The organism is Shewanella sp. ALD9, from assembly GCF_002836315.1.
Taxonomy (GTDB): domain Bacteria; phylum Pseudomonadota; class Gammaproteobacteria; order Enterobacterales; family Shewanellaceae; genus Shewanella.
On record NZ_PJCD01000041.1, the window covers coordinates 210,498 to 233,457 of the forward strand.

The window sequence follows — 22,960 nt, forward strand, 5'->3', positions numbered from 1 at the left end:
CTGCAAGGGGTAAACTAAGGATTTAATGAAATATTGTTGTTAATGATTAAATTTAAATCTACTCGCAATATTGGTACGTACAGACAACTATGATGACATGCTCAGTGTGCTATTTTGCGAATAGATAAAGGTTAGCGGCTTTTTAGTTGTTTTTAACCATCAGCTGAAATAAAAATAGCTTTTTACCTGTCTATTGAGAGACGTAAGGCAGATTATAGTGACACTTGGCTGTCGACAAATATTTTAACGAGGTGATTTATGACCGGTAAAAAACGTTTTACTCAAGGCATACAAAAACGTGCTTCTTGGCATATTCCTGATAACCAAGTTACGCCTGAGTCGGTATTTAATGATCGTCGTAACATTATTAAAGCCTTAGGGTTAGGTGCATTAGGAGCGAGTTTACCTGGTCAGGTTCAAGCCGGTATTTTTGATTTGTTTGGCGAGCAAAAAGCACAAAATCCTTTTGTCACTCAAGGATTGCAATACGCCACACCTGCCAAATTTGTGTTACCTAATCCTAAAACCCCTGAAGACAAGGTGACTCGTCACAATAATTTCTATGAGTTTGGTACCAACAAATCGGACCCAGTTGATAATGCCCAAGGGTTTAAGGTTGATCCATGGACGCTAACCATCGATGGTTTAGTCGATAAACCGATTACCCTAGATTTACATGAGCTGACAACCCGTTTTGCCCTAGAAGAACGCACTTATCGCTTACGCTGTGTTGAAGCTTGGTCGATGGTGGTTCCATGGGTCGGTTTTTCGTTAGCTAGCTTACTTAAACAAGCCGGCGTGCAAAGTAATGCGACTCACATTGCTTTTGAAACCCTGTTTGACCCGGACCAAATGCCTGGACAAAAGAGTCGCTTAATGGGTGGTGGGATCCATTACCCGTATGTTGAGGGTTTAACGGTTGCCGAGGCAATGAATGATTTATCGTTTTTAGCCGTAGGCTTATATGGTAAAACCTTGCCGCCACAAAATGGTGCCCCAATCCGCTTAGTCGTGCCTTGGAAATATGGCTTTAAAAGTATTAAGTCTATTGTGCGTATTCGGGTGATGGATAAACAGCCTCCGACAAGCTGGAACCAATTGGCCTCGAGTGAGTATGGTTTTTACGCCAATGTAAACCCAGAAGTTGACCATCCTCGCTGGTCGCAAGCATCTGAGCGCAGTATTGGTGAAGGCGGCTTATTTTCTGCTAAACGTATTCCTACGCAAATGTTCAATGGTTATGGCGATTCAGTGGCCGATTTATACAAAAATATCGATTTGAGGAAGTTTTACTAATGCGGATAAGCCCTCGAGGTCTGTTTTGGTTAAAGGTGTTGTTGCATATTAGCTTTTTATTGCCAGCCTTTTATCTCGTGGCGCTAGTGTTAACAGACAATGCGGGCGGCGATCCGGTGCAGTATATTATTCACTATACCGGCATGGGCGCGATCAATAGCCTGTTAGTGACGTTGCTTATTTCGCCCATCGCCAAGCGTTTTAAAATAGCAGCGCTGATACAAACTCGTCGTTTGGTGGGCTTGTATGTGTGCGCCTATGCGTTGCTGCACATCAGTGCATTTATTAGCTTAGATTTGTTGTTTGCGTGGGGATTATTGTTTGAAGAGGTCATAAAACGGCCTTATATTTTAGTTGGCGCGGCGACCTTGATTATCATTTTATTACTGGCGATAACCTCTCCGAACCGGATTAAACGCAGTATGGGTAAGCGCTGGCAATCATTGCACAATTGGATTTATCTGGCGGCAATATTGGCACCTATCCACTTTTATTGGTCGGTAAAGTCTGAAATTATTGAACCTAGCATTTATATTGCGCTATTTGCGGTGCTATTGTTTTACCGCAAAGACAGTATTTATAAATGGTTGAAGCCGAAAAAATAACCCAAACTATGGCTAACGCCTCAATCTTTGATTGAGGCCGTTGGTTGAAAATGCCGCAAACACAGTAAATATCATCACTGATATCATGATAATGGCCAATCTTAACCAAGGCTGTTCGAGTGCAATGCGCATATCGATGAAATTGAACGTGGTTACCGCCCACACAAATACCACGCTGATCAGTAACCCCAGTTTGAGTAATGTGCGCACAAATGAGTGTCTAATGAACATCAGCAATGGTGAACAGATGGCGATAATAGCCATTATATGCTGATCGAATCGTAAGAAATGTGCGCCCAATAATAGGTAAGCCAAGCTAATAATGGTTACTCGCCACCACATACTAATTCTCCTCAATAACGTGCGATAACAAATGTCATCAGTAACGTAGTCAATAACATCATTGCCAGTATTACTAGCGTATTAATTGACCTTGACTGACGCAGCATAACGTTAAATGGGGGCCGAATCTTGATTGTGGTTCACATATTACTTAATTACATCTGCTTAGAATATTAACGACTATCAAACTGATCTTTGTTCCGCTAACGGCGTTGCGCCTTGTTAGCAAAACAAATGACCTTTATTTTGCAGCTTCTAAAGCGGCAATTTTAGCCCAAACCTGTTCTGATTCAGCCGTGAGTAATGAATAGGTTTTAATATCGCCTTTACGCTGGGCTTGCATGGCTTGTTCGAGTATTAAATCATAGCTTTTACGTAATTTTTTGACTGGGTCTGGCTTTAAAAATGAAAACATTGTGTAACCCTTAGTGATGATTATTTGCATATGGTACGAGTGCTGTGGGATTTCAGCCCAATATCATTCACGCTCTTTTCCACTATGTTCCTCGTTATGCACATCGTATTACTGAGGATACAGCGAGTTATTGCTCAAAGGATATTGTGGTTGGCCTTATGGATATTGATTCATTTTCACTATAAAAACAAATCATTACCGTGCTGGTAATGAACGGCATCGAAAGATTAGTGCTGCTAAATTATCGTTAGAGTTACTAACTCTGAGGTTAAAATAGAAATCGTTTCAGTGATAAATTGTTATTAATTATCAATGTGATAGATTCTCTATCACTCACATTTTCAAAAACCTATTGCCGATAGGTTTTTAGTTTGACATACTATTGCGTACTTTGTTAAGAGAACTTTGTAATGCAATTAGGCGATCTAGAAAAGTTAGTACTTCAATTCCTTTGGTCTGAAAAAGAAGCCGATGCGAAGCGTGTTCATATTGCAGTTGGGATGAGTCGTGGTAACTCGTTAAACACGATTCAAACTACATTAGATCGATTATTTAAGAAGAGTCTGTTAAGCCGAACTAAGCAGGGGCATGCACATTTGTATACCGCTATAGTCGATCGTGAATCGCTCATCGCCACGTTAATTACAGATGTTACAGCCGATTTTATCGAAGATGGCGAGCATAGTCTTATTGCTGCTTTTGCTTCCTCGTCAGCCAATCTCGATGATGCTCAATTTGAAGCGTTGGAAAAACTTATCGAACAGCAACGCCAGTTACGTAGCAGGAAAATATAAGATGCTAGAGGGTAACGAGGCTATTTTGTTGAATTTAATGAGTGTTGCAATAACGGCTTTCGTTATCGTGACGATATTAATATCTGCCATTATCCCGTTGATTAAAAATAACCTCAATTCATTTGGTTTTATTGCTCGAAATCGAACGTTATGGCTATTAGCAACCGCGCCTTGGTGGATAGCTTTATGTTGCGTTGTCATATTTTTTCCACGTCAAGATACTAATAATGTAATCGCTTTGATGGAAAAAATTGCTCATTGGCACCATATTGATGTGTTCAAGTTTACAAGCTGGCATGGCTTAACGTTGGTTGTTGCAGCCCTCATATTGGCTGTGATGGTTAACCTTGCGTTTGTTCAAATTCGTCGACACTCAATCGCGATGCACAACCTTTTTAAATTTTCAGATGTGCAACCTATAAGTGGTGATAATAATCAGACTATTTTTTCTATTGCATCAAGCATTCCAGCAGCTTTTACAATTGGCTTGATCAAGCCTAGGGTTTATCTTACCACTGGATTACTTCAACAACTTGAACCATTGGCTCTGGATATCATTATCCAACATGAATTAGCACATGTACGTGCAAGAGATCCTCTATTTAAAAGTATTTACTCTTTTTTCTGTCTGCTTTATCCAAAGCCAATTCGGCGCATTTTACAACAGCATTTTACTTTGCTCACAGAACAACAAGCAGACTCCGCCGTAACGGGTTATCACGATAACCTTGATGTGGCACAAACATTAATTTCAGTCGCCAAGAAACAACGTCAGTTTCCTCATCGTTGTGAGGGGAGTGTGGTTAGTCATTTTAGTCATGATCAAATTACTTTGCGGGTACAAAAGCTTCTATCACCACAGAGCCAAATATCCGAACTTACTCTGGTATTTACGGGACTGTGTTTTCTAACTGCAATGCTGTTTACGGTATTAATGGTAGATGGTTTTCACCATCTAATTGAAACTTATTTCATCCATTAAATCAGACTATGAATCAATCAATTCGTTAGAACCGTAAAAGTAAAAAACCGATGACCAACTGATTTATTTGTTTTGCTTACCACACTCCACTATATCGAATGTTACATACCCATAAGGAAGTTATTTTGACTGAAACAGACACTTTGGAGCCATCCAATGCTAAGTAAATTATCAAGCTATTGCTTGTTCGCAATCCTCATTGGTTGTGCTTTTATCAGTATCGACGTATTTGCCCATGGGGTTGATGACAACACTCGAGCTTTTTTAGAACAAAATAGTGGCGTGCAGTTTGTACCTTTTCTCTACATTGGTGCTAAGCACATGATTACCGGCTATGACCACTTATTATTTCTGGTTGGTGTTATCTTTTTCTTATATAGAAGCCGGGATGTTTTCTTATATGTCACGATGTTCACTATTGGCCATAGCACTACCTTACTACTTGGTGTTTTAGGTGATATTCAAGTTAATGCCTACCTCGTTGATGCGATTATTGGTTTATCTGTCGTGTACAAAGGATTTGATAACTTAGGCGGCTTTAAGCGTTGCTTTAATTGGCAGCCTAATACCCAATGGGCAGTATTAATTTTCGGATTGTTTCATGGTTTAGGTTTAGCGACTAAGTTGCAGGAGTTTAATTTACCAAAAGAAGGCCTTTTTACCAATCTAGTGGCCTTTAATATTGGGGTAGAACTGGGTCAATTTGCTGCGCTAGTGGTTATTTTGATTGTCATTAATGTATGGCGAAAATGGCCTTCATTTCAGCGTTTTTCTACGCTTACAAACACACTACTAATGAGCGCGGGTGTCATGTTGATTGTGTATCAACTGACTGGCTACGTAATTAATAAATAAAAAAGAGATAAATATGCAACATACAGTCAGCAGCAGTACGTTAATTAAAGCCGCTCTATCGGCGATTGTCGTAGCAGGCATTGTTTTAGTTACGCTAATTTTACCCGCCGAATACAACATTGATCCGACTGGAATTGGACAAAAAATAGGTGTCACAGTATTAGCGCAAGCGGCAGAACCAGAAGTACAACAAAGCGCTCCTGCCGAAGGCTCTAATGAGTTTCAAACGATAGAAGTGATGGTACCTGCAGGGCGTGGAATAGAATATAAATTCGACATGCAACAATTTGAAAAAATGACCTATGAATGGATAACAGATGGGACGGCTTTATTTGTTGACCTCCATGGTGAGCCAAAGGGAGATACCTCAGGATATTACGAAAGTTATGTCATCGCGACGTCGGCTGATATGAAAGGTAGTTTTACGGCACCATTTGCTGGTTCCCACGGATGGTATTGGAAAAATAAGTCTAATCAACCGGTAGCAGTACAGTTATTGGTAAAAGGACAATACAAAGTCATCGGTTTAAAATAATCGGTTTAAAATGATCGGTTTAAAATAATCGGTTTAAAATGATCGGTTTAAAATAATAAGGAGAAATTTATGAGAACATTACTTTTTACAATGGTGCTTTTGAGCTGTTTAATCAGCAGTTATTCGCTGGCACATTCAAGCCATGGCCATATGAATGATAATGCTGCCATCAGTGTTGTCATCAAGTCTGCAAAACAAATGACATTTAAGGACTTCGGCTATGCGGTTGGTCAGCTTCCGGTATCATGGAAAAATATTACCGTTGCTGATGTAACGGTCTTTAGCGTTACAGGAGGCGTTTATATTGTGAGTGCCACTAATACAGAAGATAAAAAGACGTTATATTTTCAAATTGCTGACGATGGTGAAGTCATGGCAGTATCTGAAAGTAACACTTTTAAATAATTGATAAATAGTTTTGGACACAAACTTCGTGTGTCCAAAACTAACGTTGATTCAAAAACAAAACAAGCACTAGCTAAATTATTTTTCACGCCCAATATACTGATATAAAAACGATTTACTTGTTATCTTATTCGCACTTCATTTGACGTTGTAACATCATATTCTACAATCTGAAGATTAGAATTCTTGGTTCATTTTTTCAAAACTCTTGGTCAGAACATCTATCGAATTTTGATCTAAATGACGAGTAATATCTTCTGTCAGTTGTATATGCATGCGATTGTGGTGCTTATGGAGCGCAATGCCTTCGCTTGTTAATCCAACTAATATTGAACGTCTATCGTCTTCATGTGGAGAGCGAGTAATGAGTCCAAAATTTACCAGTTTCTCTACCTGAACCGTTAAGGTGCCAGTGGTAATTGCAAGCCTATCTGCTAGCTCTTTCATTCTCATGGAACCGTGAGAGCCTAACACCTCAATGGTGTGCACTTGTGCCAGTGAATAACCGGTATCTTTAACGACAGACTGCTCCCAAGAAGACAGTTTGTCGTAAAACTCTATGATTAAATTATTCAAAGAATGCATAAAGGGCCTCAGCAGTAATTCACTTCGATAGTTAAGTGGCTTAGCTTATCAAACTTATTCAATAAGTGTTTAAATGATTCAACGTTGGTATCTGTGGATGTGCAGATTGCGATAGAGGCAGAATAGTGGTCGGCACTAATTCTCCAAATATGAATATCGGTGACCTTGGTTTGTTCATCATTAATGGTGTTAACAATGTCTAATTGGTAATCTTCGTCGATATTTTCATCTAATAGAATAGGACTCGTTTGCTTCATTAAACCTAAAGCCCATTTAGTAATCACCACCGCACCAACGACTCCCATGATGGGATCTAACCAATACCATCCAAGGAATTTTCCTACCAAAAGTGCACAAATTGCTAACACCGATGTTAATGCGTCAGCGAGTACGTGGAAGTAAGCTGCCTTCAGATTGTGGTCGTTACCATTATGGTGCTCGTGGCTATGATGCTCGTGGCTATGATGCTCGTGGCTATGATGCTCGTGGCCATCATGCTCGTGACTATGATGTTTGTGGTCATCATGTTCGTGGCTATGATGCTCGTGGTCATCATGCTCGTGGCTATGATGTTTGTGGTCATCATGCTCGTGACTATGATGTTTGTGGTCATCATGCTCGTGGCCATCATGTTCATGGCTATGACGCTCGTGGTCATCATGCTCGTGACTATGATGTTTGTGGTCATCATGCTCGTGGCTATGATGCTCGTGGTCATCATGTTCATGGCTATGAAGTTTGTGGTCATCATGCTTATGACTATGATGTTTATGGTCACCGTGGTCATGGCCGTGATGTTCATGACCCAATATAAACATACTGGCGATGTTGACGACTAGGCCTACGATAGCCACAAGAATTGATTGGTTAAATTGGATCTCAATAGGTGACCATAAACGGTGTAGAGATTCAACCAGCATAATAATAGCGACAATGGCTAATGCGATTGCACTTGTATATCCACCGAGAACGCCGACTTTTCCTACGCCAAAAGAGAATCGGTCACTATTAGCATGCTTTTTTGCATAGCTATAGGTGAATAGCGTAATACAAAAAGCGGCTGCGTGAGTCCCCATATGCCAGCCATCAGCGAGCAAGGCCATAGAGCCATATATCGTACCCGCTATCACTTCGATTGCCATGGTGATGACTGAGATAACAAGCACATACCAAGTACGTTTGACATTTTGCTCGTTAACGGAGGTGAAATTGTGTTGGTGGATATATTTTTCGGCAATTTTATTCATAAGAAAATAGTTTGATTATCAAGTAATTCTCGATGTTATATTGTTTGATAATCAAAGTAAATAAGTTAGTTATCAATTTTAAGCATTCAAAAAGCTGATTTGAGAGTCTTGTTTCGGATTATCTTTTTGATTAATAATAGCATTGCAGTTTTTTCAGGGGAGGGAGTAAGATTGCAAGAGATAAAGCTAGAAATGTTTTACTGTGAAACGTTAGCATTACGAGGATTTGTTGAAAAGTTATGGTTATAAACACAAGAATACTTTCTTTGGCATTTATATTGTCTATGATTTGCTCTTGCTCTACGACTCCACCAATTGTTGTTCATAACGAATACGGTGAGATGTCAGCTGACAACGAACTGTTTCGAAAAGAAGCGAGTGATTGTGCGTTAGAAGCTAGGCAAGGTGTTAGTAGTGCAACATTAAATGAAAACTCAGAAGAGCTTGAAGTCGCTTTTGCTAGTATTCAACTTTTATCTTTTTTTAGCGCAAACGCTTCATGTATAAAATCAAAAGGTTGGCGTATTAAAGAGTAATATTAATACGAGACTATGGCGTCAATAGTTAATTTAAGATTTTGGCGCTTCCCATAAAACACCATCTCTTAGCATCGAATTTAAGCTAATAACCATCTTTCTGATGTAGGCTACAATAACCACTTTGTTTGGTTTTTCTGCAGCAACTAATCGCTGATAAGTCCCTTTGGAAACGAGGTTAGATTGTATCGCTGACATCATGGCCATGTATAAAACGGTTCTAACGTGGTGTCGTCCTCCTTGAATTTTTCGATGGCCTTTAAAACCTATACTCAGGCATTAAAAGTAATAGAATGTGGCGATGTTGATTTTGTTGGATTAGCGCGTGCGTTAGTTATAGCCCCTGAACTTGCGAAAGACTGGTTAATTGGCACTGCAACTGACCCTAGTTTTCCTCGATTAAAGGCGTCACCTCAAGGTGGAATAACGGCTTGGTTTACCATGCTGTTAACCGCTATAGCTAATGATAGCGAGGAAAGTTTTGAGCTTGAATTATTACCTGCACTGCATCTTTATGAAGAGCTTGATGACGCTCGTTGTGATAAATGGATGCAAAAATTTGAGATTAAATAATAGTTAATTAATTTACATTATTGATATCGATACATTTTCATCACGTAATATAAATGACGCTTTTAATGGTTTGATAAGTCGCCGAGATAGGTGTTTCTCAGACGCTCAAACTACTTACCCTAACGGTTATCGACAATGTTATCGACAATGTTACCGACAATGTTATCGGTATTGAGCCCGGCAATTTGTTCGATAATTCGCTAGGGAGTTAGTTAGATAATTAGTTAGATTATTTGTTATAAAAATTCGTTAAAGAATAAATTCTAAAGCCTGATTATGCAGAACATTGTTCCAGTTGAGCCTTTTTCTTATTCATTTGCAGATAACTTAACAGCCACATCATTAAGCCGCCAGCAAATAACACTGCCGCTACATAACCTGTCTCGTTAGGCATTGCACCCTGTGCGATAAACATGCCACCCACCCAAGGGCCGATAGCATTGGCGGTGTTAAATGAACATTGTACTAATGCACCTATCATCGCATGACCATTTGGCGATACGTCCATCAGTAAGGTTTGAATCAGTGTCGCTAAACCCACACTGCAGCCAATAAAGAAAATTACTCCATACAATAGCCAAATATTATGGCTGGCACTGACGTAAGCAAGCGAAAATATAATCGTACAAACTAAAGCAATACCAGTGGTTTTTAAGGCGGCGCGATCGGCTGCTTTGCCTAGTACGTAATTGCCTAAGGTACAACCAATACCAAACATTACCATCGCGATTGAAATGGTGTATGCCGGCGTTTCAGTCACCACTAAAATGGTATCGGCAATGTAAGTGTAAATGCAAAATACACCACCAAAGCCAATAATCACAATGCCAAGAATTGACCAAACCAATTTATTCTTTAACACGCTAAACTCATTGATTAAATTTGACGGTTGGTTGTTTTCAATTTTAGGGATCACCACATATACGCACACTAATGCAATTAAGGCGAGGACAGATGCACCCGCTAAACAATAGCGCCAGCTTAAGTTTTGGCCGACTAAAGTGACTATGGGAACCCCTACAATAGTGGCTATGGTTAGGCCCATAAACACTTTAGACATATAGCTTGCACGTTTATTTTGAGGGGCAATATCGGCAGCCAATAAAATCGCGGCACCAAAATAAGCGCCGTGGGGTAGGCCACTTAAAAAGCGAAATACAATAAGCTGTTCAAGTGAGGTTGCCATGGCACTTAAGCCATTAGAGATAAACATTAAGGTCAGAAATATTGCCAAGGCATGGCGTTTTTTCATGTTGGCTGTGGTCAGCATTAAAATAGGGGCGCCGACAACAACACCTATCGCGTAAGCACTAATGGCATAACCACTTTGTGACGGTGTTGAGGAAAATGTTTCACTAATTAATGGCAGCATTGGCATCATCGAAAACTCTGATAATCCCAATATAAATGTGCCTAAGGCTAACACTAACAAAATGGCGGTAGTATTCAGTTGGCTTGGTAATGCTGCAGCCGGTGTCATAAAAAATCCTAGTGGTGATATAAAATACGGTGAATTTAACAGTTGATGTCGGGCTAAACCACTGAGCTAAGCCCGTTTGTGCATGACAAAAACTAACGTGCCAATTACGGCATATTAGTCTTGCCAGCGCTGCTTAATGTATAAAATACTGGGTAAAGATTGCTGAAATAATGTCACTAATTGCGGGTCAAAATGTATGCCGCTTTGGTCATGTAAAAATGCCATGGCTTTGTCGACAGTCCATGCTTCTTTGTAAGGGCGTTTACTGGTGAGAGCATCAAATACGTCGGCTATTGCCACAATACGTCCCTCAATAGGAATATTTTCACCTTTAAGTCCATGAGGGTAGCCGCTACCATCCCACTTTTCGTGGTGAGTCATGGCGACGACTTTGGCTAAGGCGATCAAATCTGAATCTGATTCACCTAGAATTTCGGCGCCGATTTCAGGGTGCTTTTTCATGATGGCAAATTCTTCATCGGTGAGCTTACCCGGTTTAAGCATAATGCTGTCGGGAATACCAATTTTACCAATATCGTGCATTGGTGCTGCATGGAGTAAATTGTCGGCGGCCGATTTTGATAAACCATAGGCGAGGGCAATGATTTTAGAAAAATGGCTCATGCGCATCACATGCATACCGGTTTCGTTGTCTTTGTATTCTGATGCTCGGCCTAAGCGTTGAATGACTTGTAAACGAGTACGGCGCAAATCGTCTGCTTGCACTAAAGACAAATGAGTACGAACACGTGCTTTAACCACCGCTGGGGACACGGGTTTAGTGATGTAGTCTACCGAGCCAACATCAAAGCCTTTGGCTTCATCTACTTCGTCACTTAACGCCGTAACAAAAATGACCGGTACTGCTTTGGTGCGTTGCTCTGTTTTTAGTTGTTGGCAGACTTCAAAACCAGTCATACCTGGCATCATCACGTCGAGTAAAATCAAATCAGGCAGGTCGCGTTCAATTAAACGCAGAGCTTCTTCGCCACTTTTAGCAAATATCAGCCTGTACTGATCCTCAAGCATTTTCTTTAATACTCTGAGGTTAGCGGGCTCGTCGTCGACAACTAGAATTGTCGGCATACGGTCTTGGTTGTTATATATCATTCAATTCAGTCTTTTTACTGTGCAGTAACATCGGACTCAAGAGTATTGAGTTGTGTTATTGCTTGTTCAAATTCAAAGTCGTCTAGAGCATGTTGTATGTTGATACATTGCTGTCGGTATGCCGCCGGAGTGGCTGCAATTAGTGTATCGACATCGTGTTCATTGTATTGATTTTCTTTTGCAGCTAAGCGAATAAGGTTAATGATTTGGATGAACTCATCGACGCTCATAGGATCTTTTTCTGCGGCTTTATCTGGGTGTTGACTGATATCTTGAGTGCTAAGATAGGCTGCGATGCGCGCAAAAGCCTGTTCAATCTTTGGCAGCAAGGTCAGTAATTCTGTGCTGGATTTTGTCATGGCTGAGCGTTCAGCATCGCTAAATAACCGTGTCAGTTGCATTAGAGCTAAATTGCCAGACAGCCCTTTGAGTCCATGCAGTTGTTGACTAATAGCTGGCCAGTCGGCAGTTTGTATTAATTGTTTAAGCTGTTGGTTGCTATCGTATTGTTTAGTCATAAATAGGCTGATTTCTTTCACGAGAGTCATTTGATCTCCCCACATCGAAGCGCCTTTTTTCTCATTAACCACTTGCCTGTTGTCGATATCAACAGCGGGGTTATCGACGGCCACATTGCTTTGTTCAAGTTTCAATACTTGGGCAATTTCATGATTAAGCAGCATCATATCGATAGGTTTGTTGGCAAAACCATCCATGCCGGCATCCAAGGCTGCTTTTTTGTCTTCAGGCAATACGCTGGCCGTTAATGCAATAATTGGCATATGCGGTAACTGTTCATTTTGCTCTTGTTCACGACGAGTACGCGAGGCGGTTAATCCGTCCATGATAGGCATTTGCACGTCCATCAATACAATATCAATTTTGTCGCTGCGCATCCGCAATAGGGCTTGTTTACCGTCGCGGGCAGTAATGATGCTATGACCTTGGCGCTTCATCATAATGGTGAGCAAATCAATATTTTGCTGAATGTCATCAACAATCAAAATGGCCAATGGTTTAATGTGACTGTTTGTTAACGGGGTCAACGTGCTGTTGATGTGTTTGGGCGCGGTTAATGGCAAGGCAAAACCAAAACAACTGCCTTGGCCAAATGTGCTTTTGGCGGTAATTTTGCCACCCATTAATTCAACCAATTGTTTGCTGATGGTCGTACCAAGACCTGTGCCACCAAAACGACGATTCATGCTGGCATCTGCTTGAGCGAAGGCATCAAACACTAAGGTTAATTGTTCTGGTGTCATGCCAATACCGGTATCGTTAATGGCAAATTCAATGCAACCGCTTGGTTTAACGCTCACATCGATACTGACACCCCCTTCGGCGGTAAATTTAATCGCATTGCCAATTAAATTAGTCAATACCTGACGAATTCGATCTGGAGCACCATGATAGGACATTGCCACATCTGCTGATACATTCACATTTAAGAACAGACCTTTAGAGCTAGCTTGTAACCATAAAGTCGATACCACCGAATCAATTTCTTCAATAACAGAGAAATCGCGTAATTCGAGATCGAACTTGCCTTTATCTAACTTAGCACTATCGAGAACATCGTTTAATAGGTGCAATAAAGACTTAGCAGACTGATTAATGGTACGTAAATGCTTTTGCTGTTCAGCGGGTAGCGAATCGTCGAGTAAAATGTCGCTAAAGCCAATAATGGCGTTCATTGGGGTGCGGATTTCGTGGCTCATGTTCGCTAGGAATGCCGAACGAGCTGATGCTGCTTGTTCCGCTTTGTCTTTGGCAATTAATAAAGATTGTTCCATTTCTTTGCGATCGGTGATGTCCATAATAAAGCCGTCGAGCCATTTATCTTGTACATCTATCCCGTCAACATGAGCACCATAACCGAGCAACCAGCGAATATCGCCGTTGGCATTATAGATACGGTATTCCAGCTTAAACACTTGCTCTGTGACGACTTGATTACCTATTTGCTCAAGGTCATCTGGGTGTACGTGTTGGTAAAAATGACGTTTTGGTGTTGCGCCTATATAGTAGCTTGCTGGATAACCGGTGATCTTTTCAACCGCGTCGCTAATAAATACCATCGGCCAGTTTTCAATATTTAAACAGCGATAGGCGATACCGGGAATATTGGCGATAAGTGAGCGAAACTGGGCTTCGCTTTTAATTAGTGCACGTTGCATTTCAATACGATGACGTAAGTCGCTTATGTACATCACAAACAGGCTTTTACCTTCAATACATGCATGACCAATAGATACCCTAACCGGAATGACCGTACCGTTAACATGTAGCGCTTCTACATCGCGGCCAGTACTTTTTTGCTGCGCTATGTTGTGGTTAAAAAAACTGTCTAAACGGGCGTTAAATTCTTCGATAAATGGGCCTGGTATAAAGTCACGAATATTTTGGTGGCACACATCTTCAAGTCGCCAGCCCAGGAGTAATTCTACCGCTCGGTTGCCGCTTTCAATACGCCCTTTAGCGTTAAAGGTAATGATACCGTCAACGGCGGTACTAATGGTCGCGCGGTAGCGTGCTTCAGATAATTTGGCTTGGTGTAACGAGGTTTGGTATTTAATCAGCATGTTGACGGCTAACACCAATAAAATAATCACCACCGTAATCGTGGCAACGGCAATGCCTAAATACAGTGACATCTTTGTGGTTTGTTCAGAAAATTCAAATCCTGGTGGGCGGACAAAACGAGCTGCAGCCATACCGATGTAATGCATGCCGGAAATAGCGCAACCCATCACCATCGCCGCAATCGCATTTTTATGTAATTCACTTAAGGTAAAGCGACCTAGATGGTTCAAGCTAAAACGTATCCACAGTGCGACAATGGCCAAAATAATGGCAATAACTATTGATAAGCCAAAATAGAATAAGTCGTAACGTAGTAGAGGAGCCATTTCCATAGCCGCCATGCCGACGTAATGCATGGTACCAATACCTGCACCGGTCAATATACCGCCCACCACAAACTGGCTTAGTTTTGGTTTGGCTGTTGATATGACATTTAAGGCTACCCAAGATGCGGCAATACTCGGAATAAACGATAACGCGGTTAAGCCGAAATCGTAGCTCACTGGAGTGCATAAACTGAACGCTAACATGCCAATAAAATGCATCGACCACACACCGCCACCAAGTGCAATACTGCCGCAGCTGGTGAGTAAGTATCGTTTATATTTATTGAGCGTTAATACCGCTTGCGACGCGACTTGTAATGCCATAAACGAGGCGAAAACCGCGATAGCGATAGAGATGAAAACGACTATAGGTTGAAAGTCACCAACGACTAAAAGGCTTTCATCTGTAACGGAAAAGAGTGTGCGAATTGTCTCAAGCATAATAATTAGATGAATGTCACTTTTAGATAAGTATAAGGAAGCTATCGGCTTGGAATTAAAAAACATCAGTATTTGTTCGATTTTTAACTAAAGCTTGCGCTAGATCAACGTTTAAATGATTTAGTGCGGGTTGTGGTTAATAGTTTTGTGTTTTTCAATTCCATTCTGTAGTTAACTTACATGATGTTGTTGTAATAATGTTAATAGTCGGTGGTATTTAGGTATTTAGGTATTTAGGTATTTAGGTATTTAGGTGTTTAGGTATTTAGGTATTTAGTTTGGGCTATGATTAATTTTTCGATTTCGTCTATCGTTTCAATTATCGCTCCGGTTATCACTCCAGTTCGTCGTTCACTTTTGTTTATTGTTTTTAGGGGGCGTTAAAAAGTCGTTTTAATAAGGTTGTTTAGACATCATCATCAAACCGTTACTGACAAAAATGAATGCTTTACTGTCAATATTAGCCTTTGTTGTAAACATTACTCACCATGCCTCTTTAGTCTAATGTAGTGCTTTTTTACTTGTGAGTCAGGCCGTTAATTGGTTAGCTTGAGCATGACGAAGCACATGCAAGGAGGCTTTAATGGTCAATCAACATCAAGCACAACTACCGCTTACTCAAAGTGAATATCATGGTGTCACTTCAACGACGCTTACCGATAAAACCATTGGTCAATATTTTGATGATATTGCCAGTGCTTACCCAGACAATCTTGCGGTAGTCGTTCATCATCAACAAATCCGCTGGAATTACCGTGAGTTTCAAGCAAAGGTTGATGCGCTTGCCACCGGCTTATTAACGCTAGGTATTCAGCCCGGGGATAGAGTCGGCATTTGGTCTCCTAACAATATTGAGTGGTGTTTAACCCAATTTGCTACGGCTAAAATTGGTGCCATTATGGTGTGTATTAATCCGGCTTATCGGCCTGAAGAGCTGGAATACTCTTTAAGTAATGTGGGCTGTCGAGCAGTGATTTGTGCCGATAAATTTAAGTCCAGTGATTACTTACAGATGTTAAATGAGTTGCTGCCAGAGTTAAGCACCAGCACAGCAGGTAAGCTCACTACACTCGCACTGCCTGAACTCGAGTATGTTATTCGAATGGGCACCGACCGTACACCCGGCATGCTCAACTTTAATGATTTGCTGCTGGAGGTTAACGACGAAGCTCAACATGTGTTGGCCACCATTGCTGACGCTCTCGATACTCATGATGCGATTAATATTCAATTTACCTCAGGTACTACAGGTAGCCCTAAAGGCGCGACGTTATCGCATCACAATATTTTAAATAACGCTTATTTAGTGGCTGACGCCATGGGCTTTACCTCAACTGACAAGTTATGTATGCCGGTTCCTTTATATCATTGCTTCGGCATGGTGTTAGGCAGTTTAGCCTGTGTTATTCATGCTTCAGCAGCTGTGTATCCCGGTGAATCTTTTGATCCTCTTACCACGTTACAAGTAATCGCAAATGAGCGCTGCACAGCTCTACATGGCGTACCAACCATGTTTATTGCCGAATTAGAACATCCACAATTTAACCAGTTTGATCTTAGCTCATTGCGCACAGGCATTATGGCGGGCGCCACATGCCCCGAAGAAGTCATGCGCCGAGTACAAGAGTTAATGTATATGAAAGAAGTGCTAATTGGTTACGGACAAACCGAATGCAGCCCGTTAAATCACATTACTGAAATTGACTCCCCAATCGAAAAACAAGTGCTCACCGTTGGCAGAGCATTGCCGCATACCGAAGTGAAAATCATCAATGAGTTTGGCGACGTGGTTGCTATTGGTCAACCCGGTGAAGTGTGCAGTCGAGGTTACTGCATCATGCAAGGGTATTGGAATGATGCAGTCAAAACGGCTGCAACCATCGACAGCGCAGGCTGGTTACATTCGGGCGATATCGGCCAAATGGATGAATTAGGCTATGTGCAAATTGTTGGCCGTATAAAAGACATGATTATCCGCGGCGGTGAGAATATATATCCGCGTGAAATTGAAGAAAAACTTTATAGCCATAAGGACGTGCAGGATGCTGCCGTGTTTGGCGTGCAGAGTGACAAATACGGCGAGGAGGTATGCGCGTGGATTAAGGTCCGTGCCAATGCCGACATCACCGAAGACGATATTCGTCACTTTTTAACCGAAAAGTTTGCCTATTTTAAAGTACCGCGCTACATCAAGTTTGTTGACCAATACCCAATGACAGTGACGGGGAAAATTCAAAAATTTAAGATGCGTGAGTTGATGTATCAAGAGTTACATGAAGCCATAAATTGATATTTTGCGTGTAGTCATTAAAGCCCAGTGTTGAGTTATCGCACTGGGCTTTAACATTAATGGGCAATATATTTGCAAGTGAAATTGATATTACACGCACAGACAAGTAACGCATTAAATAGCTGTGTCATAAGCATTGGCATAATTGAAACAGCCTTACTTTCGATAAACAGTTTGAGTTTAGGTTTGAGTTTAGGTTTGAGTTTAGGTTTGAGTTAAACACAATTGTAAACAAATGATGTTTTCTCGATAGCATTTGGTGAGTGATACCATTGCCGGCTTATATTTTTATCGGCTGAGTTCGTCAGCTTTTCCGCTTTTTCAGCTGGATACAATCGACCCATTGTTGGAGTTATTTTGAATAATACTAAAGGTAGTCTTTTTATGGTTGCCGCGATGGCAGCATTTTCTATTGAAGACATGCTGATTAAATCGGCAGCCGAAACCACGTCTATTGGTCTGATTTTAGCGTTATTTGGATTGGGCGGAATGTTGATTTTTATGCTGCTGACTTGGCGTAAAGGGCAAACAATTTTACACCCAGCGATATTGTCTACGCCAATACTCATCCGTGCGGTGTGCGAAGTTATTGGTCGTTTCTGTTTTGCATTGGCTATCACGCTAACGCCTTTATCAAGTGCATCGGCCATTTTGCAGGCCACCCCGTTAATAGCAATGATAGGTGCAGCTTTATTGTTTGGTGAACAGGTTGGTTTTAAACGCTGGATTGCCGTATTGATTGGTTTTTGTGGCGTGTTGATGATTATTCGCCCTGGTCTTGATGGCTTTGAAGCAACGTCTTTATTTGCGGTTGTCGCGACCTTAGGTTTTGCGGGCCGCGATTTAGCAACTCGTGCTGCTTCGCCGGTGTTGTCTAATATGCAACTTGGGGTGTATGGTTTTTTTGTGCTAATTCCAGCAGGCATTGCCATACAATTATACCAAAACGAGCCATTACAACTTGGTTCCACTGCAGCAGCGCAAATTATCGGTGCAATTGTGTTTGGGGTGATGGCGTATAATGCCCTCACAATTGCTATGCGCGCGGGCGATGTATCGGTTATTTCTCCTTTTCGTTATACCCGTTTATTATTTGCCTTAGGTTTGGGGATATTTATATTTGGAGAATCGCCAGATTTAGCAACCTTACTTGGAAGCCTGCTGGTGGTATTAAGTGGCGGATATACCCTAATTCAAACCCGTAAAACAGTCTCAGCAAGTTTGATAAAAAATAGCGCATGAGCAGAGTGAATTGATTCACTCTGCGGTAAGGCATAACAAAGTTAAACACTATAAGATTAGAGATTACTAGGCTAGATATTATTAAGTTAGAGATTATTAGATTAGACATTACTAGGTTAGATATTAGCGATAGACATTAATGATAGATAAAATGTTTCGCATAAGCTTGATGACGGATAAAAAGCGACTAACGTTAAATTAACGGTGCAAGGTTCATTTTTGTAAATCGGAGGTTTTTGATCTAAAGCTCATACTCTGTAGCGTGAAATGTCATATTTTGTTGCGTGACAACGGTAGCAAATAAAAGTGGCTACTCACTAAATACTTTCATTTATTAAACGATAAAAATCAATAACAAAGACCTAAGCTTATTTTCCGTTATACTGCCTTACCCGCTACAGCCCCATATTTAAGAGGTATCAAAAATACCATGGATATCAAAGGAACCTGCATTTCATCTACAGCAGATGAGCACGGCCCCATTTATGTTTATCAAACAAGAAACAGCCGCATTCTCAGTTTTGATGGAAAAATCTATCAAAGTTGTATGAAAATCAATGATATTAATGGATTACATCTGGGCTATACCCAAGCCATGATGGCAGGTTTATTTTTTATTCCCGCAGTAACAACAGCCACAATCATGGGGCTGGGTGCAGGTTCAATGGCTAAGATATTGCTCAGTAGCTTCGCCGATTTGAAGGTACACGCGGTTGAATACCGTGAAGCCGTCGCGAAGGCTGCGAAAGAGTTTTTTTACTTACCTGAAACTGATCGTCTTGCTATTCATATTGACGATGCGGTGAATTACATTAAAAATACCGACATAAAAAGCGATATTATCTTTTCAGATCTATACAACTCACAAGGTATGGAGCCGAAACAAGTACAATCATCCTACTTACACGATTGTAAAAATGCACTCAATCAACAAGGGGTTTTGGTGCTCAATATCTGGCATACGTCAGCTGAATTACGCCAAGAGCTAGATGAATTACTCGCGCTCGAATTTGAAAATCGATTACTCAGTTTTGACGTCGAAAGCGGCAATACCATTGTGCTCGCATTCAAAAGCGACATTCCTGCGATAAAAAGACACGATCTACTGGCGAAAGGCAAAGCGTTACAAGAGCAAATGAGTATTCCAATGGAACGTTACGCCAACTTACTCAGCGATACACAAGGTTGATAGGCTATCGATTGTTATCTTAGATGACGTTTAACTTAGATGATTGTTATCTTAGATGATTTTTATTTTAGACGGTTGTTAGTTCATATTCTGAGGCGAAATATTTTAATGTTGTCGCCGCGAGTTTTGATGACTGGCTTATCAAGCCAGCCTTATACATTGGCCCCAAAAACAATTTCTTGTTTTGAGTCTAACCACATTGGGTTTTGTACCATCACCTTGCTGAACATTCGACTCTGTAAATAGTGATTAAGCCATTGTCGTAATTTGGGGTAGGGTGATCGTAAATACCATTGTCGCTCAACTCTGGCAAACTGACGAATAAACGGCATTAATGCTAAATCTGTCAAACTTGGTTGGTCAGACATTAAATATGAGTGCTGGCAAAGCCTTGATTCGAGATCAGCAAGATAACGCTCGCATTGTTGTCTATCTTCTATAAGCGACGGTTCATGGTAACGTTTAGAGCAGCGGTATTTCTCTAAATGTCCTTTGAATTCATTATCAAATATCGCAATAACCGCCAACATTTCAGTTAACGCGTTTGGCGTTGCTTTATTAACATAATCGTCAGGGTCTGTTTGTGAAAAAGCCCATAGCATGATGGATAAACTTTCATCGATGACCTGATTATCTGTGGTGACTAAAACTGGCACTGTACCTTTGGGCGACACCGTAAGCATTTCTGCAGGTTTGTTGCTTAACACTAGGTCGCGCAGGTTTACTTGCTGTTTGGATGCATAAATAGCCAGTCTAGCGCGCATTGCGTAAGGACAATTTCTCAACGAATAGAGTACAGGTAATACCATGATGTTGTTTATTATCTCTCAGTCAGGTAATGCAGTTAGCAAAATAATCCTGTTCATTTTATCACTAATACCTAACCCTTTAAATATTGATTACGGGAGTTTTTTTGAAGATTGAAATGTATTGTTTGAAGCTCATTTTTCTAGGTTAAGTGTTAAATGATTAACTTCAGAACAAGAGTATTAAACGATTAAAAATCAGTTTTTATAGAGTATTCATTACCTTGATATAGGTAACGAATAACGCTATGAGATATAAGAAACTGCGCCTTGTTATCCAACACTTATGGCGCTATTTTTCGTTTAACGTTAGGTCTTGAACCACAAACCTCTGGCGTAAAAGACAGCTGTATTACATACTTTAACGACTGTTCAATTATGCGGTAGTTCATTCATGCAGGGTTCCTCTATTGAGAAAACACTTGAATACAAAGGTCATGTTGTTTTTAAAAAACTTACTATTCCAGCTTTTAAGCGTTTTGCTCGAGAATTTGCGTCTAACGAAGCATGTTTTGCTTTTTTTACCGAAGGTGAGTACCAGGTGCGTACTGCAACAGGAGTATTGACGGTAAACCGTGATATTGGCTTGCTTGCCAAATGCGTCAATTATTTCTATGAAACCGTAAGTGGCCAGTTAGAGCAAGGCCGTGGTGAGGTGATTGGTGTTTTTTTGTTTCCCGATATTTTTCAACGTTTATTCCATTTCGATTTCACCCAATCGGACTATCAAGTCGATTACGACTTAAAGCAAGTAGAAGTGGACCAATTGTTGACACATTTTCGGGACAGTATTTCTATATTGCTCGACACACCTGATTTGGCAACGCCCTTGATGATAGAAACCAAGTTACGTGAATTTGTGTTGTTGATGACCCAAAAGGTGTCAGCCCCATCAGAATTAGATTTTTTAGCATCGATGTTTAAGCCTAATTTTGTCAAATTCGAACAAGTTATCCAACATCACTTATTCAGTGATGTAAGCATCGATGAATTGGCCGCGTTGTGCCATATGAGTGTGTCGAGCTTCAAACGAAAATTCAACGAGGTTTATGGACAGTCCCCTAAAAAACATATCAGCCAATTAAAAATTGATAAAGCCATTAGTTTGCTAGACGAACCAAGCTCTCGGGTTTCCGACATTGTTTTTCAAACAGGCTTTGAATCTATATCAACCTTTAATCGTGTGTTTAAAAAACATATCGGTTGCTCGCCGTCTGAGTATCGCCAACGGCAATCCCCTTAATATGTAGCAATGGAGAGCGCATTAATTCGTTTTGGACTAAAGTGACCATCAACTGAGCTTTTCTGATAAGTACCTATACAAGTTGTTGCGTAGACTAGCCTCATTAAATGTAACTAACACTTTGCAAAATGAAGCAATGAGCATGGGCAACAATTTTAAAAAACGATATGGTGACCGGGCATTGTGTAGATAAGGTTTTCGTCAAAGTGTTAATCTGTCGCCACTATGTTTGAATACTGTAGAACTTAACGATTAATAAAAGAGAGAATGTCATGATTAAAGTCAGTGTATTGTACCCAAATAGTGAAAGTGCTACTTTCGATATGGATTACTACTGTAAAACCCATTTACCACTTGTTGCAGATTTAGTCGGGGAAGCACTTCTTTCAGCCAGTGCAGACCTTGGCCTTGCTAGTGTTGTACCCGGTGAGCCTCCTATGTACATCGCAATGGGTCATCTTACATTTGAATCTGTAGAAACATTTAAACAATCATTTGGCCCACATCAAGCTGTGATAGCGGCAGATATAGTTAATTTCACAAATACCCATCCCGTGATACAAATTAGTAACATTGCTCAATAATATTATGCCTGTCTAATGTACGTTACCCTAGCATTGCCATTTTAGCGTCTTAAATGAATAAAATCATTTAGGACGCATTGGTATTAACCTTACCGTCTAATTCGCGATGCGACTGTTGACTATAAATGCGTATCACCGCAGCTTTATTCCAAGCCCATCTATTGGTGAAGTTACTATCGATGCTTACATCGAAGTGACAGTTCCAAAACGGTGGTTTTTATTCAATCTGCAACTTGTACTCCACTTATGATTTTTGTTATCTAAAGTGTGTATTTGACCATTAACAATGCGCACCAAACTTAAAATGATTTGGTATCACTTTGTAGGTATTTATTGTTATAGGTTATAAAAATAAATAATTATTTAGTATGATCTATTCGTTAAAATCACCCTGTTTTCGCTTCAATATAACCTTTTGGTAGTATCTAAAACGTGGTTTTTGTCTCCATAATATCATCCTCTGATTCATTTCGATGTTACTCGTCAATACAGCCTA

General features: G+C 40.5%; 22 protein-coding genes and 1 pseudogene. 14 read left to right on the forward strand and 9 right to left on the reverse strand.

Going from position 1 to position 22,960, the window contains the following annotated elements; translation table 11 throughout:
* Positions 1-258 precede the first annotated feature (258 nt).
* On the forward strand, positions 259-1,296 hold the full coding sequence (gene msrP, locus CXF88_RS17605; protein ID WP_101087972.1) for a protein-methionine-sulfoxide reductase catalytic subunit MsrP: 1,038 nt from the start codon (positions 259-261) through the stop codon (positions 1,294-1,296).
* Positions 1,296-1,901, forward strand: a complete 606-nt coding sequence (gene msrQ / locus CXF88_RS17610; RefSeq protein ID WP_101087974.1) for a protein-methionine-sulfoxide reductase heme-binding subunit MsrQ — start codon at positions 1,296-1,298, stop codon at positions 1,899-1,901. Before msrP ends, msrQ begins: the two co-directional genes overlap by 1 nt.
* Positions 1,902-1,913: 12 nt before the next feature.
* Here msrQ and CXF88_RS17615 read toward each other — a convergent pair whose 3' ends face one another.
* Both CXF88_RS17615 and CXF88_RS21935 read right to left on the reverse strand, forming a co-directional pair.
* A complete protein-coding gene (locus CXF88_RS17615; RefSeq protein WP_101087976.1) occupies positions 1,914-2,243 on the reverse strand; it encodes a hypothetical protein in 330 nt (109 codons plus the stop codon).
* A gap of 241 nt (positions 2,244-2,484) precedes the next feature.
* Positions 2,485-2,658: a DUF6435 family protein gene (locus CXF88_RS21935; RefSeq protein WP_157822828.1), complete on the reverse strand. Its 174-nt coding sequence runs from the start codon at positions 2,656-2,658 to the stop codon at positions 2,485-2,487.
* Positions 2,659-3,068: 410 nt separating this feature from the next.
* Between CXF88_RS21935 and CXF88_RS17620 the strand changes: the two genes are divergently transcribed.
* The 5 genes from CXF88_RS17620 (at position 3,069) to CXF88_RS17640 (ending at position 6,229) form a co-directional block, all read left to right on the forward strand.
* Positions 3,069-3,452, forward strand: coding sequence for a BlaI/MecI/CopY family transcriptional regulator (locus CXF88_RS17620; RefSeq protein ID WP_101087978.1), 384 nt, complete (start codon positions 3,069-3,071; stop codon positions 3,450-3,452).
* Position 3,453: 1 nt separating this feature from the next.
* Positions 3,454-4,434, forward strand: a complete 981-nt coding sequence (locus CXF88_RS17625) for a M56 family metallopeptidase (RefSeq protein ID WP_101087980.1) — start codon at positions 3,454-3,456, stop codon at positions 4,432-4,434.
* Between the two features lie 156 nt (positions 4,435-4,590).
* Positions 4,591-5,289: a HupE/UreJ family protein gene (locus tag CXF88_RS17630; protein WP_101087982.1), complete on the forward strand. Its 699-nt coding sequence runs from the start codon at positions 4,591-4,593 to the stop codon at positions 5,287-5,289.
* Between the two features lie 13 nt (positions 5,290-5,302).
* The gene (locus CXF88_RS17635; RefSeq protein WP_011637972.1) at positions 5,303-5,824 is read left to right on the forward strand and encodes a hypothetical protein; all 522 of its coding nucleotides are present in this window, start codon (positions 5,303-5,305) and stop codon (positions 5,822-5,824) included.
* Between the two features lie 69 nt (positions 5,825-5,893).
* Positions 5,894-6,229, forward strand: a complete 336-nt coding sequence (locus tag CXF88_RS17640) for a DUF6488 family protein (RefSeq protein ID WP_101087984.1) — start codon at positions 5,894-5,896, stop codon at positions 6,227-6,229.
* A 177-nt stretch (positions 6,230-6,406) separates the two neighbouring features.
* On the opposite strand, the gene CXF88_RS17645 is transcribed toward CXF88_RS17640, so the two are convergent.
* Together CXF88_RS17645 and CXF88_RS17650 are read right to left on the reverse strand one after the other, a co-directional pair.
* Positions 6,407-6,814 (reverse strand): MarR family transcriptional regulator, encoded by a 408-nt coding sequence (locus CXF88_RS17645; protein WP_101087986.1) that lies wholly within the window; start codon positions 6,812-6,814, stop codon positions 6,407-6,409.
* 8 nt (positions 6,815-6,822) lie between these two features.
* A complete protein-coding gene (locus CXF88_RS17650) occupies positions 6,823-8,061 on the reverse strand; it encodes a cation diffusion facilitator family transporter (protein WP_101087988.1) in 1,239 nt (412 codons plus the stop codon).
* Positions 8,062-8,300: 239 nt separating this feature from the next.
* Between CXF88_RS17650 and CXF88_RS17655 the strand changes: the two genes are divergently transcribed.
* On the forward strand, positions 8,301-8,597 hold the full coding sequence (locus tag CXF88_RS17655) for a hypothetical protein (RefSeq protein WP_157822829.1): 297 nt from the start codon (positions 8,301-8,303) through the stop codon (positions 8,595-8,597).
* A gap of 33 nt (positions 8,598-8,630) precedes the next feature.
* On the opposite strand, the pseudogene CXF88_RS17660 reads toward CXF88_RS17655, so the two are convergent.
* A pseudogene (locus CXF88_RS17660) lies at positions 8,631-8,861 on the reverse strand (IS110 family transposase); the annotation flags it as partial.
* Between CXF88_RS17660 and CXF88_RS17665 the strand changes: the two are divergent.
* Positions 8,838-9,170: a hypothetical protein gene (locus tag CXF88_RS17665; protein ID WP_192115969.1), complete on the forward strand. Its 333-nt coding sequence runs from the start codon at positions 8,838-8,840 to the stop codon at positions 9,168-9,170. The pseudogene CXF88_RS17660 and the gene CXF88_RS17665 sit on opposite strands and share 24 nt — an antisense overlap.
* A 274-nt stretch (positions 9,171-9,444) precedes the next feature.
* Here CXF88_RS17665 and CXF88_RS17670 read toward each other — a convergent pair whose 3' ends face one another.
* The 3 genes from CXF88_RS17670 to CXF88_RS17680 all read right to left on the reverse strand — a co-directional run bounded on the left by CXF88_RS17670 (position 9,445) and on the right by CXF88_RS17680 (position 15,110).
* Positions 9,445-10,650 carry an MFS transporter gene (locus CXF88_RS17670; protein WP_101087993.1) on the reverse strand — a complete coding sequence of 402 codons (1,206 nt, stop codon included), beginning with the start codon at positions 10,648-10,650 and terminating at the stop codon, positions 9,445-9,447.
* Between the two features lie 114 nt (positions 10,651-10,764).
* Positions 10,765-11,760, reverse strand: coding sequence for a two-component system response regulator (locus CXF88_RS17675; RefSeq protein ID WP_192115968.1), 996 nt, complete (start codon positions 11,758-11,760; stop codon positions 10,765-10,767).
* A 14-nt stretch (positions 11,761-11,774) separates the two neighbouring features.
* Positions 11,775-15,110, reverse strand: a complete 3,336-nt coding sequence (locus CXF88_RS17680) for an MHYT domain-containing protein (RefSeq protein WP_101088218.1) — start codon at positions 15,108-15,110, stop codon at positions 11,775-11,777.
* Between the two features lie 583 nt (positions 15,111-15,693).
* Here CXF88_RS17680 and CXF88_RS17685 point away from each other — a divergent pair.
* The 3 genes from CXF88_RS17685 (at position 15,694) to CXF88_RS17695 (ending at position 19,831) form a co-directional block, all read left to right on the forward strand.
* Positions 15,694-17,400: an AMP-binding protein gene (locus CXF88_RS17685; RefSeq protein ID WP_101087995.1), complete on the forward strand. Its 1,707-nt coding sequence runs from the start codon at positions 15,694-15,696 to the stop codon at positions 17,398-17,400.
* Between the two features lie 357 nt (positions 17,401-17,757).
* Positions 17,758-18,642: a DMT family transporter gene (locus CXF88_RS17690; protein WP_242445193.1), complete on the forward strand. Its 885-nt coding sequence runs from the start codon at positions 17,758-17,760 to the stop codon at positions 18,640-18,642.
* A 430-nt stretch (positions 18,643-19,072) separates the two neighbouring features.
* Positions 19,073-19,831 carry an ATP-binding protein gene (locus CXF88_RS17695; protein WP_101087999.1) on the forward strand — a complete coding sequence of 253 codons (759 nt, stop codon included), beginning with the start codon at positions 19,073-19,075 and terminating at the stop codon, positions 19,829-19,831.
* Positions 19,832-19,983: 152 nt separating this feature from the next.
* Here the strand turns inward: CXF88_RS17695 and CXF88_RS17700 are convergent, their stop codons facing one another.
* Positions 19,984-20,640: a glutathione S-transferase gene (locus tag CXF88_RS17700; RefSeq protein WP_101088001.1), complete on the reverse strand. Its 657-nt coding sequence runs from the start codon at positions 20,638-20,640 to the stop codon at positions 19,984-19,986.
* Between the two features lie 391 nt (positions 20,641-21,031).
* Between CXF88_RS17700 and CXF88_RS17705 the strand changes: the two genes are divergently transcribed.
* Together CXF88_RS17705 and CXF88_RS17710 are read left to right on the forward strand one after the other, a co-directional pair.
* Positions 21,032-21,880, forward strand: a complete 849-nt coding sequence (locus CXF88_RS17705) for an AraC family transcriptional regulator (protein WP_101088003.1) — start codon at positions 21,032-21,034, stop codon at positions 21,878-21,880.
* A gap of 272 nt (positions 21,881-22,152) precedes the next feature.
* Positions 22,153-22,464, forward strand: a complete 312-nt coding sequence (locus CXF88_RS17710; protein WP_101088005.1) for an EthD family reductase — start codon at positions 22,153-22,155, stop codon at positions 22,462-22,464.
* The last annotated feature ends 496 nt before the right edge of the window (positions 22,465-22,960 follow it).

Bases quoted from the DNA above. Each gene is read 5' to 3' on its own strand.
- CXF88_RS17630 (WP_101087982.1), top strand. From the start codon at position 4,591: ATGCTAAGTAAATTATCAAGCTATTGCTTGTTCGCAATCCTCATTGGT.
- CXF88_RS17710 (WP_101088005.1), top strand. From the start codon at position 22,153: ATGATTAAAGTCAGTGTATTGTACCCAAATAGTGAAAGTGCTACTTTC.
- CXF88_RS17685 (WP_101087995.1), top strand. From the start codon at position 15,694: ATGGTCAATCAACATCAAGCACAACTACCGCTTACTCAAAGTGAATAT.
- CXF88_RS17680 (WP_101088218.1), bottom strand. From the start codon at position 15,110: ATGCTTGAGACAATTCGCACACTCTTTTCCGTTACAGATGAAAGCCTT.
- msrQ (WP_101087974.1), top strand. From the start codon at position 1,296: ATGCGGATAAGCCCTCGAGGTCTGTTTTGGTTAAAGGTGTTGTTGCAT.
- CXF88_RS17700 (WP_101088001.1), bottom strand. From the start codon at position 20,640: ATGGTATTACCTGTACTCTATTCGTTGAGAAATTGTCCTTACGCAATG.
- CXF88_RS17705 (WP_101088003.1), top strand. From the start codon at position 21,032: ATGCAGGGTTCCTCTATTGAGAAAACACTTGAATACAAAGGTCATGTT.
- CXF88_RS17625 (WP_101087980.1), top strand. From the start codon at position 3,454: ATGCTAGAGGGTAACGAGGCTATTTTGTTGAATTTAATGAGTGTTGCA.
- CXF88_RS17650 (WP_101087988.1), bottom strand. From the start codon at position 8,061: ATGAATAAAATTGCCGAAAAATATATCCACCAACACAATTTCACCTCC.
- msrP (WP_101087972.1), top strand. From the start codon at position 259: ATGACCGGTAAAAAACGTTTTACTCAAGGCATACAAAAACGTGCTTCT.
- CXF88_RS21935 (WP_157822828.1), bottom strand. From the start codon at position 2,658: ATGTTTTCATTTTTAAAGCCAGACCCAGTCAAAAAATTACGTAAAAGC.
- CXF88_RS17640 (WP_101087984.1), top strand. From the start codon at position 5,894: ATGAGAACATTACTTTTTACAATGGTGCTTTTGAGCTGTTTAATCAGC.
- CXF88_RS17635 (WP_011637972.1), top strand. From the start codon at position 5,303: ATGCAACATACAGTCAGCAGCAGTACGTTAATTAAAGCCGCTCTATCG.
- CXF88_RS17655 (WP_157822829.1), top strand. From the start codon at position 8,301: ATGGTTATAAACACAAGAATACTTTCTTTGGCATTTATATTGTCTATG.
- CXF88_RS17675 (WP_192115968.1), bottom strand. From the start codon at position 11,760: ATGATATATAACAACCAAGACCGTATGCCGACAATTCTAGTTGTCGAC.
- CXF88_RS17615 (WP_101087976.1), bottom strand. From the start codon at position 2,243: ATGTGGTGGCGAGTAACCATTATTAGCTTGGCTTACCTATTATTGGGC.
- CXF88_RS17645 (WP_101087986.1), bottom strand. From the start codon at position 6,814: ATGCATTCTTTGAATAATTTAATCATAGAGTTTTACGACAAACTGTCT.
- CXF88_RS17695 (WP_101087999.1), top strand. From the start codon at position 19,073: ATGGATATCAAAGGAACCTGCATTTCATCTACAGCAGATGAGCACGGC.
- CXF88_RS17670 (WP_101087993.1), bottom strand. From the start codon at position 10,650: ATGACACCGGCTGCAGCATTACCAAGCCAACTGAATACTACCGCCATT.
- CXF88_RS17620 (WP_101087978.1), top strand. From the start codon at position 3,069: ATGCAATTAGGCGATCTAGAAAAGTTAGTACTTCAATTCCTTTGGTCT.